The following is an 18862-nucleotide window of genomic DNA, read 5'->3' as shown; positions in this document are numbered from 1 at the left end:
CGTTGTAGTCGCCCCCTACCCTGCCTTAATGAGCAAGCCCAACCCGTTCCGCTACTTTCGAACCAGCCGCGAGATCATCCGTCTGGCGGTGATGATGTATGTGAGATTTCCGCTGTCCCTGCGCAATGTCGAAGATCTCCTGCATGAGCGCGGCATCGACGTGAGCCATGAATCCGTCCGATTTTGGTGGATGCAGTTTGGCCCACTTTTCGCCTCTGAGATCCACAAAGCCAAGACCCAGCGAAATTTCAGCGCAGCAAACACGGCCCATCACCTTCAAGGTATGAATATAGACGTTGAGCCAGCTGGTGCCGCTCTATTGAAGTATCAAAACGCCGATAACTGGCGTCCAGCCCCTTCAAAGAATGATCACAAAAAGCGTCGGCGATATGATCTGGCACTGGCGGCTCAGCCTTCCGGCAGAACTCCTTGATGGAGTTGCGAAAGCCGTGGGTAGTCAACGCAGGATCGAACCTCTTTAAGATTTTCAGCACAGCGTTTTCTGTCAGGTGGCCGGTAGTTGAAGGACTTTCAAACACATACTTGCCGCGTGAGGTGGAGCGGAGCTGGCCAATCTTAGCAAGTAATTCAGAAGGTAACTTTAGGGAATAAGCACGTCCCGACTTCATCCTGCCTTTAGTCGATTTGTCTGTTCGCTCAGGGACTGTCCAAACGCCGGTGGTTTCGTCGATGTGGTCCCACTCAACTCTGACCACGACACCAATCCTATGTGCTGTAACCATAGCGGTAAGGATTGTCAGCTTTGCACTGTCGCTCGCTCCTGTCTGTTGGACCCACCTCCACAGCTCTGGCAGTCTCTCAGCTGGCAGTGTGCCGTGATGCTTCTTTTTGGTGACCCGTTTGGGGAAGTTTGAACGTGGCGGCGTAGGGTTATTCTCGCAGAACTCCTGAACAATTGCGCGCTCGAAGACTTTGTTGATGTGCCCGAGTGCGTGTCCCGCCGTGACGGGCTTATCCTTGAACAAAGGATTCAGGAGATTAAAGACCTCTCGGCGACGTATTTCATTTATCGGGCGCGCACCAATGACAGGACTGATGTGGTGCTCATGGATGGCTCTTGGACGTCGGCGGCTTGGCCCCTCTTGCAGCGTTGGCTCAACGTCCCAAAACCACTCTTCCCACATTTGGTCGTAGGTCGGCACCGAATTTACGCCTCGGTGCTCAAGACCATACAAGACCTTTCCCCGAACGACACCTTCTAGCTCGCTTGCCGTATGTGCGTTGGAGAAGCCGCGTTTCAGCGCCTCATTGCTAAAGCCTTCCTTCTTCAGCCGCTTGGCCACGACAGCTAGCTCGCGGCCAGCGGCGAGGCTCACAGTCGGGTAATCACCTATCTTCAACCATGTGGCGCTGCGAAAGTAGAAAGCTTTAGAACCATTCGGCCAGCCACGAACATACAGGCCATCGCGTCCGCCAGTACTCTTGGCCTCACCAGGGCTTGACGGCTTCCACTTCCGGATCGCGACGTCTGTTGTCAGGGGCTTGTTCACTGAGATACACTTTTATCACATCCAGATACACTTTGAGCGTGACATTCAGTGAAAGCGGTTGCAAGCGCATGATAGTGGAAATCCGAAAAAATGTTTTTTAACAGAATGTTATTTTACTTTCACGCCTTGAAGAAAAGAAGAGTATTGCTCCCTTCGTCTCCGCCACTATATGCTTGTAACTTTGCGTTTTTGCGAAGTTTTACGGCACAGTTGAAAATGCGTTCCCACGCTTATTCCAACACCTGAATGCTCTTTAAAGCGGCTCGTTTCACTCTTCCCGAGTATCGTCGACTGACTCGCCAGTGATCAGTCTGCGCAGCCGGCCGCAGTCAATCCGACCGTAACTGCGCAGGGTGGTCAGAAGATCCGTGTGGCCGAGGTTTTGGGATATGGCGGGCCAGCATGTGACGGAAGGCGTGGTGGCCGAAGGTGGGCAGGCCTGCTGCGGTAAAGGCTGCGTTAACGATCTTGCGGGCGGGCTCGGTGCTCTTCCACGTACGGCGGTCAAATCCATTCGCCTTGAAGCCGGCGTTGATTTTCGGTGCGATGGCGGTCGCAGGGAATAGCGGATCGTCCGGGCCGTAGAGTGCTTCGTCTTCGAGATAGGCGATCCACGCGCGCAGGGCTGTCTCGGCCTCGGGGAAACCTTTGGTAAAGAAGGTTTGCATGGATTTACCGAACTTCGTGGCAACTTCGCGTGGATTCTGAGTTACAGATTTGTCGTTCAGATCGATATGTTTGAGGCGCAGACTGATCAGGGCCGAGACGCGGATTCCTGTCAAGCAAAGCATGCCAAAGAGCGCCTTGTCGCGCATCTCGCGTGGGGTGGTCGCGCGCATCGTCGCCTCACTCGCCCGAAGGGGCCTCGTTACGCTTGAGCCATTCGCGCAGAGCATCGATGGTGATCAGGCGTCGCGTGCCGATCTTGAGGCTTTTCTACTCGCCCTTGCCGATGGCGGCATAGAGCGACGTGCGCCCGATGCCGCACAAGCGCGCCACTTCATTTGGGGAAACGGCCAGCACCTGCATGGCTTGCGAAAACAGTTTGGGCGTATCCGTCATGGCGCACACTCCTTTGCTTGGGTATGGACGGACGATGACGAACGGAGGGCGGTTCAAAACAGCGCCTTGGTTATGAACCAGGTATGGGCCACTGCGCGCATCGGCCAAGTCGCGCGCGATGGTCGAACGCGACGGTGGGGCATGGCAATGGAAACGCGCGGCGTATTCGCTCCGGATCGCACGGATTTCCGCGTACGGGCCGGTTTCTGTGCGCCCGTTCGCGGCGCGATCCGCGATGATCGCCTTGATCAGGTCGGCGTGCCGGGACGTGCGTCCACCCTTGGGCTTGGCAGGAGCGTCGACAAGCTCGGACGAGCCGACCTTGGCCACAAGACAACCTTGCGCCGCATCGAACCCGAACACCTGATCAAGGGGGCGCGGTGGTCATGCGAGGCACTGCCAAGGTGCCACCCGCCATAAGCAAACAGCCCAAATCGTGGGCGCACCTGTCGGCTCAGAACGGTCTCCAGCGAATGCAGGTCTTGCATCGTCTCCAGGCAGGGATGGACATAAACCGCGATGTCAGCAGCGTCAGACCTGACCGTCTCGATGTGCCAAGCCTGTTCGGCAAGGGGGCGCGGCGCGCGTGGCCTACACTCTAGGGCCGACGCGATCTGCGTGGCCAGCACCTTGTAATCCCCTGCAACTGCGATCAGGTCAGGCCGCTCGACCGATACGCGGCCGATGATCTGCGGGTGATCAACCGCCAGCATAAGCAAAACGTCTTTGTTACCCTGCAAGCCCTCCAGGTCGATGCCCTGACCGGCGCAGACTTTCTCGGCGCCTTTCATTCCGTCGCTATCGGCCAGAGTTGTTAAGTGGTCGAGTTCGGCGCGCAGCTTGTCTTGCAAGCGGTCCGGCAGGCCAGACAGAAGCCGTTCAACAGATTGTACAAACGCCTTCCCGCGCCCGTCGCTGATCCAATCAAAGTCCTTTCCTGCTTCGACGTGCGGACCATAAAAGAAAGCCTTAAGTCGCGCGGGCGGCGCTTTGCGCAAAAAACCACTTAGTGAGGCTATTTTTCGTGCCTAACGCTAATGGATTTCCAAATCAGGAGTTCGCACGCGCTACATACAAGTAATGGCGGTTCAATCGCAGACTCCATCTGGGCTGATCTACTGTCAGAAACAGAGCAGCAAGAATGTACGAGAAGTCTTTAGCAATAGGCACTTCGTAAAGCTGCGTGCATCAAAGGTACTGGGTCTATTCCGGCGTGCGCACTTCGTAGATCACATCCACACGCGCCATGACTTGACCGACGAGAACCTCAACTTGCCGAAGCTTCGGAACTGTTTCTACTGGCTTGTGTCGCTTGTTCGTCATTCCCCGCCTTCCAGTTCCTCAACATATCGGTGGACCAATTCAGATGTGGAAACTTGGGACATCAAATCAGATACCCAACAGGCGTAAGTACCGGAAAAAAGACGCACAATCATAGATTGTGGCCGCCAAAGCCTCTACCTCCAAGCCCAAAAAACGTTCTTTTTCGAACAAAATTCTTCAAAGTTTCATCATCGTGATGTCCAAACAATCATTTCATCTAACGACAAGTGTCTACAGACGCAAAGAATGAACGGCACACAAAAATATGAGGCTTAGCTGATGAGCGCTTTAACCGCAGCGCAGGCTGGACGTAGTTGGGAAGTTTTTCAGAACCCAACACACCAAGTCTCAAAACATTTGGAGACCTACACGCGGATAGTTTGCGTGGAAGAAATGTCAGTAAAAATCGGCGTTCTTTATGGCGAAGTGATTACTGATAGTAGTGATTTTGAAGTTGGAGATGTTTTCATCACAAAAGGCATCACACAAATACCAACCCATATTAATTTCAAAGGACCAAATGCTGAAGTCTTTCTTTTGCATAACGCACCAATAGGAGTTCAAAAATTGAAAATGATGAAGAATGAAGATTTGGTTTTCATGTCGAATTTTGGACGAACAACTCACGCATGCTTGCTCACACAAACCAGATCTGAAACAAAAAACAGAGCCTTGAACTTCAAAACATACCTGGCCATAGAAGGGCGACTCGACACGTCTCTGGAATATACGCTTGTCGAAAAATTTTAAATTAATTTGACTCCAATATATTCCAGAAATCGAGCATAGATAATTTTAAAGACATCAGAAATCTTGTGTGTGATTATATCATTATTTGAAAAACTTTTCGTTATTAGTTTAAATTTTTAAATACAAATGATCAAATTATATGCATTCGCCCAGAAAGAACGGCAAATGCAAATATAGCTCCATTTGCCACGGCATGGGCCACAATCGCATCGGTGATGCGGCCCGAACGCCGAAACACCCACGAAAATACCAAGGCCGCGACAAAGGCTTCGGCCCAGCGATCGTGCAACGCCGCGAATGCCGCCGCTGAAAGCAACGCTGCAAAGACGACCCATCCCCGTCCCTCGCGCAAGCGCAGCCTGCCTTCCAGGTAATCCCGGAAGAAAAGCTCTTCGACAATCGGAACAAGCATGATGGTCCCGATCCCGCGCAAGAGGAACCACGCGGCAAGAGACAGTCCAGCCAAGTCGCCATAGGGCTGAACGGATCCGTCCGATGCCGGGATCAGGATCCAAAGCATTCCGATAGCGAGCCCAGCAAGCAGGGCCTCTGGGCTGGGGCGCCAGGGCAATGACCTGTAAATGGGCCAGAACGCCAAAATGATAGCGGTCAAGGCCAAGACCCTGACCGGATAATAGAGGCTCGGGTTCTGCGAGAACGTCGAGAGCAGCAAGGCGCTCAGCATGAAGACAATGAACGGCAGGATCCTCGCCGCGACGGGATCTTTGAAAATCGAACTCCCCGTGGGGGCTTGCCTGAACTCGTGCGTCGTGAAGAACGGCACAAAGCGCGAAAGCCCGATCAGCGCGATGGACAGCGCGGTGAAGGTCAGCCAACCAGCATGAGAGTGGAAGCCACCGACCGCAAGCGACGGGGAAATGTCGGCCCCGATCGCAAGCAGAACGGAAATGCGCGCGACATTGAAGAGCCAGCTGATGCCGAGCCCGAGGGGATACAGCAGCAGCACGTGAGGGAAACGCAGGTCCTTACGGAACAGGATTAGGTAGACGGTCAGAAATACCGTGATCAGCAGAAATCCTTCCACGCCGGAACATTGCGGTCCGACCAGAACGGCGAAATCATTGGCCGAGATCAGCTGAATCGACGGATCGGTCTCAAGCGTGTAGCCGAATACCAGCAACACCGACACGACCGCTGCAAAAGTCCATTCGGTCACCTGCCCCGTATGCCAGAGCGGATAGGACCAGGCGAAAAGCTGCGTGGTGACCTCCGGCAGCACGAGGCCCACGGCGGTCAGGATCCCGAGCAAGAGCCAGGACTTCGACAACAGGTCCCGCCAGCCCCGTGCGGGCGTCACCATCAGGCAAATGCCGACGGCGGCCAAAATCCCCCCGACGGACCACATCAAAGCGGCCATCGTCACGGCAAATGATCCAGCCGCATCAGACACCCAGCTGAAGGGCGCCAGGATCAACGAGAAACCAAGAAGATTGAGCCCCATACCGGGGACGGTTTGCGGCTTTCCGTTGGTGAGAAGCGGACGCAGAAGTGAGGGCCACGCAAGCGCCCCGACCGAAAGCACGGCCAAAACCCCCAGCGCGCGCGGAACGATGTGGCCTGCAAAGGCGCAATACGCCTCGGGCAGAGCATCCCTACAGGTGAATTCGAAGCCTTCGTCGTAAAGGATCCACAAGACGAGCAACTCACCCATCAACACCACGCCCGCCAGGACCCAAGGCCACGGGATCTGGACAGGTTTAGACGATGTCTTGGCTAGGCTCATGAATCACATCAGCTCGGTGCGGATAAGAGATCGATTTTGAATGCTTATCCAGGCAGTGCCTTGAATGGCCACGCGGGCCCCGGCACCCTCGGGCGCGGACCCCACGTGACCATCAGCTTTAACGCGTCGATCAGGACGCGCGGCGACGACGCTCCCACGCCAACAGCACGATGGCTGCAAGCGCAGCCAATGCCGCACCGCCTTCCAGAGCGCTGATCTCTGGGACGCGTACCGGTTTCGGCACCACGCCTTGTGCCATGACCGCACCGGCCATGATGGTGGTCGTCGCGAATGTCGACAGACCGATCAGGTGTTTCTTCATAGTCCACTCCTTTCAGATTCACATCTTAACATGCTCGCGCTCCTCGGTTTGCCTGCCCAATTCGCCAAGGCTTTCGGCGGTGCTCCGGCAGGTTTATTTTTTTGGATCAGCGCGAGGGCCCGCAATTGCGCGTCCCCGCATTGATCCCTGTTTCATTCCCTCATGCACCTACACGAAAGGTGTATCACAATCGCACTCGAAGGCGACGATGTAGGGCTGGCTGTCTTCGAAGCCCGGTGCCGTCGGAACCAGGAAGGCCGCGACGACACTGCCGTCACCCAAGTCGAAGCCGCTGCCGTTGGCCACGGCGTCAGCCACGATTTCGTCGACATTCGCCTGTGTCCCAGCCGGGCCGTCCCCCGGATTTCCGCCCGGACCAAACAGGAAGTCGTCGCCGTTGGTCAACTGCCAGATCGCACCCTGAACTTCGAGGTCGGTGTAGTTGGTCGACGTCCCATCGCCATTGTCCTGCGATGTGAAATCCTGGTTCAGGATGTAGTTGATCAGGTCGATATTGTCGCCAACCTCGGGCAGCAGGCCCAGGGCATCGGCATTCGCCTCGGTCGCCAGTGCGAAACTGCCGCCGATGAACACATCCGCGTCAGTCGGCAGGAAGGCATCGACGCAATACACTTCGTCGATGACCAGACCGTCGAACCGGGCATCCGCGCTGGCCAACGCCACGGTAAAGGCCTCCGAAAAGTCGCCCGGCACCTTGTCGAAGATTTCATACGAGATCGTTGTTGGGATACCGTCGGTGAGCAGCGAATTCGCCGAGCCACAGACCTTCACGTCCACGGTGCTCGTTGCGACGGCCCCGCCGGCATCCGCGACCGTGTAGCTGAAACTGTCGGCATCTTCGCTGCCGAAGGACAGCGCATCGAACGTATCGCCCACACCGGACAGATCATAAACCAGCTGGCCGCCGATCAGCGTGACAACCGCCTGGCTTCCTGAAAGCGTGACAGAGTCGCCTTCGGTGATCGCCACGCCATCGACCGCGACGATGTTCAGCGCCCCGCCTTCCGGATCGATGTCATTTGCGAGCACGTCGATCGTGACGGTCTCGTCCGAGCAAACCGCGGCCTTGTCCGGCGCGGGCTCGGGCGGCTGGTTCGGTATGATCAGACCCGCATCGAGCGTTCCGTTGAACTCGCCCGATGCCAGAGTGACCTGCTGCGTCATGCCACTGGTCGGATCCGCATCGCTGTCCAGAGCGTCGTCGGCGCCTGCATCAGCCACCGTGAACGCAAAGCCGGCAGGTGCGACGAAAGCAACCGAATATGTGCCCGGCGTGAGGTTGTCGAACCGGTAGGCACCGCCATTCGCCGTCGTTGTCGTGGCAATGACAGCACCATTCGCGTCCTTCAACTCGACCGTGACACCATCGACGCCCGGTTCATCGACATCTTGGATTCCATCGCCGTCCAGGTCCTGCCAGACGAAGTCGCCCAGGCTGGCAAACTTGTAAAAGCCCTGATCGTTCGTCGGATCATTTTCGCCCGGATCGAGCGAAATGACGCCCGTGCGGAAATTGCCGGCCTCCGGCGTGCCGTCGCTGTCGACGGCATCGTCGCCGCCTTGGTTCGGCGCACTCGCCGCATCAAAACCGGCAGGTTGCACGAACTCGACGCGGTAATCGCCCGGTGCCAGACCATCAAAGTCGTAAAGACCGTCCGCGTCCGTCGTATCGGTGGCAAGCACTGTACCCGCCGCATCCAGCAATCGGACAAGCGCGCCTGCGATCCCGCTTTCCCCGGGATCCTGAATTCCGTTGGCATTCAGATCCTCGAACACTCGGTCCCCGAGAGAAGCGAGCTTCTCCACGATGCCAGCGTCGAGCGTGCGGTTCTCCTCGCCCGGCGCCAGCGTCACGATCTGGGTCATGCCGTTGGTCGGATCCGCGTCGCTGTCCGCGGCGTCGTCGCCGCCCTGGTTGGCGAGCGTGAACTCGGTCCCCGCCGGCAGGTCGGAGAAGGTCACCTTGTACTCGGTGCCCGGATCGAGGTCCGTGAACAGATACTCGCCGTTGCCGTCGGTCACCAGCACCTTGGTGGTGTCGTCCGGCGTGCCGATGACGCCGTCCGCGCCGCCGCCCGTGAGCGTCACGGTGACCCCCGCCACGCCAGGCTCGCCGACATCCTGTACGCCGTCCCGGTCCGCGTCGAGGAACACCTTGTCGCCCAGAGAGGCCTTCTCGCAGACGCCAGCATCGACGTCGGACACGTCTTCGCCCGCGGCGAGCGTGATCGTGTCCGTCGTGCCGTTGGTCGGATCAACGTCGGAATCGGTCGCGTCGTCGCCCACGTCTTGCGGGCTGAACGGACGGTCCGGATCCGCGGCAAAGCGCACCTGGTAGTCGCCGGCCGCGAGACCCTCGAAGGTGTACCCGCCGTTGCCGTCCGTGGTCGTCTCGGCGACCACCACGCCGCCCTGCAGCAGCTGGACCAGCGCGCCGGCCACCGCCGTCGTCGTCGTGTCGCCGCCGAAGTCGTTGTCCTGCCCGTCGCAGTCGGTGTCCCGGTCGCCCGGCGCGTTGTCCACGAAGTACCGTCCTGAAAGCGAGCCGAACAGATATTCGACGCCCACATCGTTGTCGCCGGTATCGGCGTCGTCGACGACCACGACGTTGTCGATTGTCGACAGGACATTTGTGCCCACGGCGTCGCTGTCGGAAGTGTCGTCACCGACATTCGGCGTCACCAGCGCTTTGCCGAAGGTCACGGCATCGACATCGTCGAATACCACGGCGTAAGTGCCCGCGGAAAGGTTGTCGAAGCTGTACTCCCCATTGGCATCGGTATAGACAGAGGCAACCGGGTTTCCATCGAGATCGGTCGCCGGCGTGCCGTCAGCATTAAGTAGGATGACCAGCACGCCCGCCACGCCCGGCTCGTCACCGTTATTGTCATCCTGGTCGTTGTCGTTGGTGTCGCAGAAATACCGGCCCGAGAGCGACCCGCCCTCCGGCGTATCCTCGACGCAGATCTCCAGCAGCTTGTCGGTGAAACAGGCAGGGTCGGACTTGGCCGTCGCCCGCACAATCACGTCATAAACGTTGTCCCCACCCATATCCTGGGGGTTCTCGTAATCAGGCGCATCGATGAAGGTCAGCTCGCCTGTATCGGTGTCGATGGTGAAGCGTGCCGAGTCGGCACCGCCCGCGATCGAGTAGACGATGTCGCCCTCGCCTAAGGTTTCGATCGTGGTTTCGGTTCCGCCGAAGGTGGTGACGATGCCAGTTTCCCTGTCGGGCACGCCGACCGCTGTTACTGTCACGGAACCCACTTGATCGCCGATCAGTATCGGGGCCGAGCAGGATGTGTGGTACTGAATCGTCTGAAGCAGTGTGCCGTTGTCGTCGAAGATGTGGACGTAGGTGTTCGATGAGAACTTGTCCTCCCCGGCGTTCGAGGCCAGCGCAGTAAAGGTCTCGCCGAATTGCAGGCTGCCCGAGAAATAGACCGTTCCGGTGTTTGTTGGGTCATCGTCGTCGGTCACCCGGACGAACAACTCGCCGTCGCCGTCCTCGGTCGCGAAGATCGAAGACACGGAAGACTTGCCGGACGGCTGGACGCTCGACGGATCGGTCGACAGCGTATCGCCTAGAGTCAGGGTCAGTTCGGTGGGTTTATCGAGTTCGATATTCTCGGCATCCTTAAGCCGTTCGATTTCCGCACAGACCTCGAGGCCGACATCTTTGGGCTTTTCTTTGGGACAATCGACCGTGAGGTCCACATTGATGACAGACACGGTGTTCTCGCCGATGCAGACCTCGTCGAGCTCATCCTCGACGCAGACCTCGATCGGTTTGACTTCGCAAATCTCGCCGGTTTTCACGCCGTAGGCGTCGACGAAGAACGCCGTGACCTCGACATCGTATTTGTTGTCACCGTCGCTGTCCGTCGGGTTCTCGTAATCGGGCGGGGTGAGGAAGCTCACCTCACCCGTGTCGGGATCAACCACAAAGTCATCGGCATCGTTGCCGCCCGTGATCTCGTAGACCACGCCCGCGTCGCCAGGCGCGCCGGACACGCCATATTCGATCAGCGCACCGGTGCCCTTGTCTGTGAACGCGCCCGCCTCGAGCGTGACCGACCCGTACTGGTCACCGATAGCGATAGGCGCAGAGCAGGAGGTATGGAAGTTGATCGTCTGCAGGAAGGTGCCGTCATCGTCGAAGATATGCACGAAGGTCTCGGAGCCGAACTCGTTGCGCCCGCCGGTGGTCGACTGGAAGGTGAAGCTGCCGCCCGCGGACACCGTGCCTGCGAAAAAATTCTCGTTCAGATCGTCGGGATTGTTTTTGTTCGATACGCGGATGAAGTAGACGCCATCGCCGTCATCGCCCGGCTGCACCGACCCGACCTCGAGCTTGCCCCCCTGGTCGCTACTGGATACGGTGGTCAGCTCATTGCCGAGGCTCAGCGTCAGCTGGGTGAGCTTGGACGCATCCACACCAGAATCGCGAAGAGCATCGCGCTCGACGCAGAGGTCGAGCCCTAGATCCGGGTTCTCCTCCTCTCCGCAATCCAGGTCGACGATTACCGGGTTGGTGTTTTCCAGGATGCTGATGCAGTCATCCTCGACGCAGACCTCGATCGGTTTGACTTCGCAAATCTCGCCGGTTTTCACGCCGTAGGCGTCGACGAAGAACGCCGTGACCTCGACATCGTATTTGTTGTCACCGTCGCTGTCCGTCGGGTTCTCGTAATCGGGCGGGGTGAGGAAGCTCACCTCACCCGTGTCGGGATCAACCACAAAGTCATCGGCATCGTTGCCGCCCGTGATCTCGTAGACCACGCCCACATCCCCATCGGTTTCGGTTTGCCCGACCGTGTAGACCGTGCCGGTATCCTTGCCCTCCAGCGTCGCACCCTCAAGCGTGATCGACCCATACTGATCGCCGATGATCAGCGGCGAGGAGCAGGACGTGTGGAAGTTGATCGTCTGCAGCAATGTGCCGCCGTCGGAACTGTAAATGTGCACGAATGTTTCCGACCCGAAGGAACCGGCCGCCTCGAAGCTGTCGCCCTGTGCAACCGTGCCCTCAAAGAACAGTCCGTCGGTCTTCGTCGGGTCGCTGTCCTTTGAGACGCGAATGAAGTAACTGCCGTCCCCGTCGTCGCCGGACCCGACCGCGCCCACCTCGACTTTGTCATTCACCTTGCCCGTCGTATCCTGGGTGACCAAGGTGGCGCTGAGCTCGCCCAGGCTCAGGACATAAGACGTCGGCTTCTCGGTATCCTCGCCGAAGCCGTTCAGATCCTTGTCCGTCACCGCGCAGATGTCCTTGCCGAGATCAGGATTCTCACCCTCCCCGCAATCCAGATCGGTGACAAATTCTGTATTTTCGGAAATCACGAACTTCTGATCATCGAGGCTCATGGCAGCTTCTCCCATCGCAAGGTCACACCGGTGCAATCCGGTGAGGGTTTTCAAGAACGGCGGGTGTCGTGATGCCTAGAGCAGTGCAACAATTCGAATACTAAGTCGGGGAAGTCTTCCCCCCGCGTTATCTGAGTTTGCGACGGTGTTCACTGCTCAACCGCACCGCCAACCTTGAATATGGTCAATTTTCCGAATAACGCAGATAAAGCGCGCTTAGCGACGCCAAACGAAACGAACGCGTTTACTTTACTCTTAAGCCCCCAACTCGCCACAAAATCGCCTTAATGGTACTTCGGCAAATGTCTATTTGAGAAATGAAACATTCTGCATGCGTCAATTTTATTACCTCAGCCTGCAAGAAGGCAGCTCAATACAATCTTAAGTATGAGATCTGCGAGCTCGGTTCGCTACAGTCCTGAATTAACACAGACATTGTTCGAGCTTAAATGACAGACGGCTATGCCAAGCGACGAATCGATTCACGCTGCCAACAGCTTGGCCTCATGTTGGCGGAGGCAGACACGGGCAGTGTCACCGTAGGTCCAAATGCTGGAGCGCAGCTTGGGAAAAATAGCGAACATCTCCTCACGTGACTGGTCTGAAAGAGCGGATACGCCAATGTCGCCAGCATGAAAGCTCTCGGTCGCAGCGCCCTCCGCGTAGATGACCTCATGACGATCCAGCATCATATGAAAATAGGTTACCCTTACGCGTTCTGCGACGCGGACATCCTTTCCATCCACCAAATGCTTTGCAGCCACGAGAACTTCGCTTTCGCCGAACAGGAGTTCCGCCTTGTAGCCACTGAACAAAAGCCGATGCTGCGGAGACACTAGAAGCGGTCGCTTTGCGCCAGCCACTACCGTAGAGTTCACTGCGATTGGAGCGAACTTTCCCCTACCTTCTACGATGCGTCGCCCTATCCATCTGATCGGCTGCGGCCCGTTATCTCGTGTAATCACCAAGTCACCAGGCTTGAGCGTTTCTATAGCGCGCTCACCATGCGGCGTCAGTATTCGAGCACCCGGGGTAAAGCAAATGATATTCTCTATTTCAGAGAACGTAACCGTCGTGCCGTCCGCCAAGGCGAAGTTGCCTGACAACCCACCCGCGGCGTCGTCGGTATTCGTGAAGGTAATGTCACCGGGCGTCACATCCGGCGTAAGCTGAAGCGTGTCCCCATTTGCTTCGCCAGTCTCACCGCCCACGATCGTTATAGTGCTGCTGCCAGCCTCACCCAGATCACCCAGAACAAAGAGGTCGTCTCCGTCGCCACCGTCTGCCGTGTCGCCTTCGGCGAGATACATCTCGTCATCGCCCAAGCCGCCGAACAATTGATCCGCGCCGACCCCGCCAACAAGCGTGTCATTACCTGCGTCACCGGTGAGAGTGTCATTACCGGCGCTGCCGACCAGAGAGTCATTGCCCAGCCCCGCGTTCAGGTCGAGCGCCTGACCGCTGGCGCCGCCATCCACGGTATCGCCCTGATCCGTGTAGGTGATCGTTTCTATATTGGAGAAGGTGACGGTATCGCCGGACGTACCGCCCACCAGCGTTCCGTTCTCCGGGTCTGCGGCGAAGGTGACGTTGATGCCTTCGGTCAGCGCGCTGGTATCAAGGATATCGATATCCGCGTCGCCTGCGTCTTCCGACCCGTCGATTGTGTCGTTGCCGAAGGAGTCCGTCAGGACGATGCTGTCGTCGCCGAGACCGCCAGTGATATTGTCCGCGCCAGAGCCGCCATCGATGGTGTCGTTGTCTTCGCCGCCGTCGATGACATCGTCGCCCGCGCCCCCAAGCAGCGAGTCATTCCCGCTATCGACGGCCGTCACACCGGTGGCCGGATCGTCGAAGTAGATGTCGCTCATGACCAACGAACCAGCGCCCGGCGCTGTCATGACGATCTGAATACTGGAAACCGGGCCGGCTACGCTGACCGTGATGGCACCGTCGGCTGATGTGTCTCCTTCAGGGTCGATGGTGCCTTCGAACTGATCATTTCCGGAGATGGTATCGGTGTCCGATCCGACGATGTTCGCGCCCTCGGTGACGCTAATCGGGATCTGGGCGCCGTATTGATCGTAGGCGTAGATCGTGACCACTTCTGCGCCGGCTTCGAGATCGGCGATATTGAATTCGACATTCGTGAGTGGCTCGGAAAAGTCGAGATCGATGGTGACGGCGTCGTCCAGCGACAGTGCGCTGTTGGCATTAACGGACCCAGCGCCCGCATCGATGCCACCGGTGTAGATGCTTTGCGTCTGATAGCTGACATTCGCCGTGGTAAAGGCATAGTCGACGGTGACTCCGTTGATGGTCTGCGATCCGTCAACCATCGTGTCGTTGTCATCGATCTGCCCGCCATCGTCCGGGTCGGGCACGTTGCTCCACTCGAACGCGATCCGGTCTGGCGCAACACCGGTAACGGCAACGCCGCCGGTGATCGTGTCATTACCGTCGCCGCCGGTAATCACGTCATCGGCGGCACCTCCATCGAGACTGTCGGCCCCGTCGCCACCGTCAATCGTGTCCGCACCCGCGTCGCCTGTGACTGTGTCGTTCCCGGTGCCGGCGGTGATCGAGTCCGTGCCGTCGCCACCGATGATCGAGTCGTTATCCGCGCCGCCGTCGACCGTATCGTTGCCTTCACCGGCCTCAATCGTGTCGTCACCGTCGCCACCCGTGATACTATCGTCGCCGGGAACCGGCGCGGTAATATCCTGGGTGAGCACCATTTCCGACCAGCCGCTATGGTTCCCGGCTGAAACGAACTGGATATGAGTCGCATTGATCGGCAGGACGAATTCGACCGTAGAATCCGAGAGGCCAGAGTAAACAAGAACGCCCTGCCCGTTCGCGACGGTATTCTCATATCCAATGCCGCCGCCACTACCGGACAACGCATCACCGTTCGGGTCCGTAGACCCGAAACTGACGTAGACTTCGACTCCGGCATCTTCGGTTCCTAGCCCCTCTATAAGCGTGATCGAGGTGCCAGCTTTGAGTTCCTGACCAAAGGCGTACTCGATGATGTCGCCATCGTGCCACTTAACTTCCGTGCTTTCATCGCCATCGATGAGCAGCAAGGGATCGTCCTCGAGGCCCGTACCTTGATCACCAAAATGAAAAGCCTGGTTCCCGTTTAAGTCCTGCGCGTAGCTGTACTGGACGGTTTGGGAAAGCGGCGTCAGCGGCGGTGTGCCGTCGCCGTAGATCAGGTCGGCTCCACCGCCTCCATGGATTGTGTCGTCGTTGTCGCCGCCGATCAGGGTATCGTTGCCAAGCCCGCCAGTAAGGCTGTCGTTGCCATCACCGCCTTCAAACTCGTTCGCTGACGCATCGCCTGTGATCGTGTCGTTGAAATCCGTGCCAATGACGCCTTCAATTCCCGACAGGCTATCGCCCTGTGCGTCTCCTCCGCTGGCTGTTCCGTCACCAAGATCGACGTTGATGGCAGAAGACGAGGCAGAGTAATCCGCCGTATCGCTGCCTGCGCCGCCCTCTAGCGTGTCGGCGCCCGCGCCACCGATCAGGGTGTCGTCCCCTGTGCCGCCAGAGAGGATGTTGTCGTTGGCGTCCCCGACGAGAGAGTCGTTGAAGTCCGACCCGATCAGGTTTTCAATATTGGCGAGCGTGTCGCTGTTGGCATCGCCCCCACTGCCGGCGCCCAGTTGGAGGCTCGCAAAGACCGCTGCCGAGGACGTGTCGTAGCTGACCGTGTCGTTTCCTGCACCGCCGTCGAGAGAGTCGCCACTCGCGCCGCCGATGAAGAAGTTGTCCGCTGCGTCGCCGAGGATCGTGTCGGCGAAATCTGAGCCGGTGACGTTCTCGATCGAAGTGTAGCGGTCGTTGTTGGCGTCGCCGCCGCTGCCCTGGCCGGTGGACAGGTTCACATTAACAGCCGCCGCCGACGCACTGTAATCCGCTTCGTCGGTGCCGGTACCGCCATTCAGCGTATCGTCGCCCAGATCACCCATGAAGGTGTCATTGCCGGCCCCGCCCAGTATCGAATCTTTGCCCGCGCCCCCCGAAAGCAGGTCGTCCCCGTCGCCACCGATCAGCGTGTTGTCGCTGGCATTGCCGGTCAGTGTGTCGTTGAAGGCAGAGCCAGTGACCGCCTCGACGTTTGTGACCACGTCGCCCTGTGCATCGCCGCCTGAGCTGGTGCCGCCGCCCAGATCGACATTTACCGCCGCCGCCGAGGTCGAGTAGTCGACAAAATCGGTGCCGCCGCCGCCGTCGAGCGTATCAGCCCCGGCACCGCCCAGAAGCGTGTCGTTGCCGTTGTCGGCAAAGATCGAGTCGTCGCCCAGCCCGCCGGACAGCAGGTTATTGGACCCATTGCCGGTAATCGTGTCGTTGAAATCCGAGCCGATGACGTCTTCGATGGCGTTCAGCGTGTCGCCCTGCGCGTCGCCGCCAAGCCCGGTTCCCGCGTTCAGATTGACATTCACCGCTGACCCGGATGCGCTGTAATTCACCCGGTCGACACCACCGCCACCGTCAAGGCTGTCTGCCCCGGCTCCACCGGTCAACGTATCGTTACCGTTTCCGGCCAGAAGCGTGTCATTGCCGGCTCCACCGGTCAGCGTGTCGTTGAAGGCTGAACCCTGGACCTGCTCGATCCCCGACAGAACGTCGCCCTCGGCGTCGCCACCCGTGCCTGTGCCTGAGGCCAGGTCAACATTGACCCCAGCGGAAGAAGAAGCGTAGTCCGCAAAGTCAGTACCTGCTCCGCCGGAGAGCGTATCGGCCCCCGCGCCCCCGGAAAGCGTATCGTTGCCTGCACCACCATCGAGATTGTCGTTGCCTGCACCCCCGGTAAGGCTGTCATTGCCGTCGCCGCCGACCAGCGTGTTGTCACTGGTGTTGCCCGTGATCGTGTCGTTGAAGGCCGAGCCGGTGACGTTCTCGATCGAAGTGTAGCGGTCGTTGTTGGCGTCGCCGCCGCTGCCCTGGCCGGTGGACAGGTTCACATTAACAGCCGCCGCCGACGCACTGTAATCCGCTTCGTCGGTGCCGGTACCGCCATTCAGCGTATCGTCGCCCAGATCACCCATGAAGGTGTCATTGCCGGCCCCGCCCAGTATCGAATCTTTGCCCGCGCCCCCCGAAAGCAGGTCGTCCCCGTCGCCACCGACAAGGGTGTCATCGCCGTCACCGCCATTAAGGGTATCGTTGCCGCCGGCGCCCGTTAGAGAGTCGCGATCGCCGAAACCATTGATGAGATCGTCATCCGGTGTACCGTTAAGGGTATCTTGCCCATTGGTGCCATTGATCGTGGCCATGATGCGTGACTCTCTGCCCTTGCCATCTCGAAAGGCTTTGGCTTGGTCTTCTGTGCCATGCCTTTGCTTTCGATTGGATTAATGGTCCTGAAACCGGGCGGTATCAGGGCAGAAGAAGGAAATGTTCATGAAAAAGAAACACTGCGTTTCGACCGTCAGCCGATGGCTCAAACTGCACTTCTTCTCAAAATTGTAAAACGCTTGATCGGCGAATACTTTGTGGCAAATTTGTGATCTATCCGGGGTGTTTTTTTTGATGACTTAGCTTTTTTGATCTTCGGAGCAGCTGGCTGGGGCGACAGATCTTACAAGCATCGAAACAACCATCTTCTCGGCCCGGATATGGCGGAGCAAAGTCTTCTCTGAGCTTTGAAAAGATTATATCTTTGGTTTTCGATGGCCGAAGTTGCCTTCGAAGTTCCAAGCAAGTTTCCAAATATCACCATGTTTCGTAGCTATCCACGCAGGATACAGGCTTGAATCTTTGTAAGATAAACGGAGCGGGAACTAGCAATATGAAACTTCAAAACCCGCAGACCTGTGAAGTGCTGAAACCCAGCCAGAAAGCTCAAAAGCTTCTGGAAGCGCATGACAAAGAGGTGGCTCGTAGAAAATCGTTCACCAGCACCGAACTTGAGAAACTGAACCCCGTGTTCTAGCTGTCAGCACAACCTGACTTTCGGGCAGATAATCTTGGGTATGAACCGTTTCAACAGTGCAGGTCCCATGACAATGGCGCTCACTGAAGCACAAGGCAATTTATCTCGAAGTAGGCAATGACGGCTTCCACGCCCGGAGTGTCATCAAGGAATGGATGGCCTTCTATAATGCCGAGCGACCTAGTTCCGCGCGTAAACGGCACACCCCGTACAACGCATGTTGCGCCCTTTCAACTTTCGTTTATCCTTTCGCGAATGTTGCTTTGAGTTGCTTCCGACCTCTGAAATGCGCAGATTATCACCGTATGCGACCTTGAAAAACCGGATCGCGAGAGCGGCCTGTTTAGCTCAGCAGGACAAGGATGCTTAAGAAGCCAACGAGCGACAGGGCAACTCGGCGCTTTTTACGAGTTTTGACTTTGCGACGCGGTGGCGGCGTACTGTCGACATAGCCGGACTCGTAACAGTTTGCGTTTTGCATTTTCACCACTTCACTCGCGACAAGCCATCTACCCGGCTCGTTTTTTCATTTACCAAACGTACGCAGTCCACACGTTGAGCAAACTGGGTTACGGCTCGCAAAGCTATCGTCCATTAAGAAAGCTCAACACACCATTCACTTACTCAAGACGCACCCTGCAGCATGTGTTGTCGTTGCGATAAACCGGGGCCACTCTTGGCGAATGACCCCGGCGTAACATCAATCAACACTCACACTCAGGTTGCCTTTCACACTGCAACTCAGAACACTCGTTACGCTCAGGCTGGCTACCTCATATGAGCCTGATTAGGTAAACTTATCTCAAATTAAT

At 57.7% G+C, this 18862-nt stretch carries 11 protein-coding genes and 1 pseudogene; 4 read left to right on the top strand and 8 right to left on the bottom strand.

The window, feature by feature from the left end:
* Nucleotides 1–28 precede the first annotated feature (28 nt).
* Nucleotides 29–241 (top strand): annotated as a pseudogene (locus tag EZV60_RS19375) (IS6 family transposase); the annotation flags it as partial.
* A 7-nt stretch (nucleotides 242–248) separates the two neighbouring features.
* Here EZV60_RS19375 and EZV60_RS16765 read toward each other — a convergent pair.
* The 4 genes from EZV60_RS16765 to EZV60_RS16755 all read right to left on the bottom strand — a co-directional run bounded on the left by EZV60_RS16765 (nucleotide 249) and on the right by EZV60_RS16755 (nucleotide 3571).
* Nucleotides 249–1511: a tyrosine-type recombinase/integrase gene (locus tag EZV60_RS16765; protein ID WP_135506829.1), complete on the bottom strand. Its 1263-nt coding sequence runs from the start codon at nucleotides 1509–1511 to the stop codon at nucleotides 249–251.
* Nucleotides 1512–1840: 329 nt separating this feature from the next.
* Complete coding sequence (locus tag EZV60_RS16760; RefSeq protein ID WP_167853561.1) at nucleotides 1841–2350, bottom strand: tyrosine-type recombinase/integrase; 510 nt, start codon at nucleotides 2348–2350, stop codon at nucleotides 1841–1843.
* A 97-nt stretch (nucleotides 2351–2447) separates the two neighbouring features.
* Nucleotides 2448–2573, bottom strand: coding sequence for a hypothetical protein (locus EZV60_RS19495; protein WP_280952604.1), 126 nt, complete (start codon nucleotides 2571–2573; stop codon nucleotides 2448–2450).
* 248 nt (nucleotides 2574–2821) lie between these two features.
* Nucleotides 2822–3571, bottom strand: a complete 750-nt coding sequence (locus EZV60_RS16755) for a hypothetical protein (protein WP_135506825.1) — start codon at nucleotides 3569–3571, stop codon at nucleotides 2822–2824.
* Between the two features lie 604 nt (nucleotides 3572–4175).
* On the opposite strand from EZV60_RS16755, the gene EZV60_RS16750 reads away from it, so the two are divergent.
* Nucleotides 4176–4646, top strand: a complete 471-nt coding sequence (locus EZV60_RS16750; protein WP_135506823.1) for a hypothetical protein — start codon at nucleotides 4176–4178, stop codon at nucleotides 4644–4646.
* 130 nt (nucleotides 4647–4776) lie between these two features.
* Here EZV60_RS16750 and xrtE read toward each other — a convergent pair whose 3' ends face one another.
* From xrtE to EZV60_RS16730, 4 genes are all read right to left on the bottom strand, one after another.
* On the bottom strand, nucleotides 4777–6390 hold the full coding sequence (xrtE, locus tag EZV60_RS16745; RefSeq protein ID WP_135506821.1) for an exosortase E/protease, VPEID-CTERM system: 1614 nt from the start codon (nucleotides 6388–6390) through the stop codon (nucleotides 4777–4779).
* Between the two features lie 130 nt (nucleotides 6391–6520).
* Nucleotides 6521–6712, bottom strand: a complete 192-nt coding sequence (locus EZV60_RS16740) for a hypothetical protein (RefSeq protein ID WP_135506819.1) — start codon at nucleotides 6710–6712, stop codon at nucleotides 6521–6523.
* A gap of 168 nt (nucleotides 6713–6880) precedes the next feature.
* Nucleotides 6881–12100: an SdrD B-like domain-containing protein gene (locus EZV60_RS16735; RefSeq protein ID WP_167853560.1), complete on the bottom strand. Its 5220-nt coding sequence runs from the start codon at nucleotides 12098–12100 to the stop codon at nucleotides 6881–6883.
* 482 nt (nucleotides 12101–12582) lie between these two features.
* Complete coding sequence (locus tag EZV60_RS16730; protein WP_135506815.1) at nucleotides 12583–17391, bottom strand: Hint domain-containing protein; 4809 nt, start codon at nucleotides 17389–17391, stop codon at nucleotides 12583–12585.
* Nucleotides 17392–17448: 57 nt separating this feature from the next.
* Here EZV60_RS16730 and EZV60_RS19170 point away from each other — a divergent pair, with 57 nt between their 5' ends.
* Complete coding sequence (locus tag EZV60_RS19170; protein WP_167853559.1) at nucleotides 17449–17625, top strand: hypothetical protein; 177 nt, start codon at nucleotides 17449–17451, stop codon at nucleotides 17623–17625.
* Between the two features lie 281 nt (nucleotides 17626–17906).
* On the top strand, nucleotides 17907–18050 hold the full coding sequence (locus EZV60_RS19165) for a hypothetical protein (RefSeq protein WP_167853558.1): 144 nt from the start codon (nucleotides 17907–17909) through the stop codon (nucleotides 18048–18050).
* The last annotated feature ends 812 nt before the right edge of the window (nucleotides 18051–18862 follow it).

It is taken from the genome of Roseovarius aestuariivivens (genome assembly GCF_004761875.1).
In the GTDB taxonomy this organism is placed as follows: Bacteria; Pseudomonadota; Alphaproteobacteria; order Rhodobacterales; family Rhodobacteraceae; genus Roseovarius; species Roseovarius aestuariivivens.
Note: the sequence above shows the minus strand (reverse complement) of the source record. Positions and strands in the feature narration are given on the sequence as shown.

Coding starts and splice junctions, on each gene's coding strand:
- EZV60_RS16730 (WP_135506815.1), bottom strand. CDS start 17,391: ATGGCCACGATCAATGGCACCAATGGGCAAGATACCCTTAACGGTACA.
- EZV60_RS16750 (WP_135506823.1), top strand. CDS start 4,176: ATGAGCGCTTTAACCGCAGCGCAGGCTGGACGTAGTTGGGAAGTTTTT.
- EZV60_RS19170 (WP_167853559.1), top strand. CDS start 17,449: ATGCCTTTGCTTTCGATTGGATTAATGGTCCTGAAACCGGGCGGTATC.
- EZV60_RS16740 (WP_135506819.1), bottom strand. CDS start 6,712: ATGAAGAAACACCTGATCGGTCTGTCGACATTCGCGACGACCACCATC.
- EZV60_RS19165 (WP_167853558.1), top strand. CDS start 17,907: ATGAAACTTCAAAACCCGCAGACCTGTGAAGTGCTGAAACCCAGCCAG.
- EZV60_RS16735 (WP_167853560.1), bottom strand. CDS start 12,100: ATGAGCCTCGATGATCAGAAGTTCGTGATTTCCGAAAATACAGAATTT.
- xrtE (WP_135506821.1), bottom strand. CDS start 6,390: ATGAGCCTAGCCAAGACATCGTCTAAACCTGTCCAGATCCCGTGGCCT.
- EZV60_RS19495 (WP_280952604.1), bottom strand. CDS start 2,573: ATGACGGATACGCCCAAACTGTTTTCGCAAGCCATGCAGGTGCTGGCC.
- EZV60_RS16760 (WP_167853561.1), bottom strand. CDS start 2,350: ATGCGCGCGACCACCCCACGCGAGATGCGCGACAAGGCGCTCTTTGGC.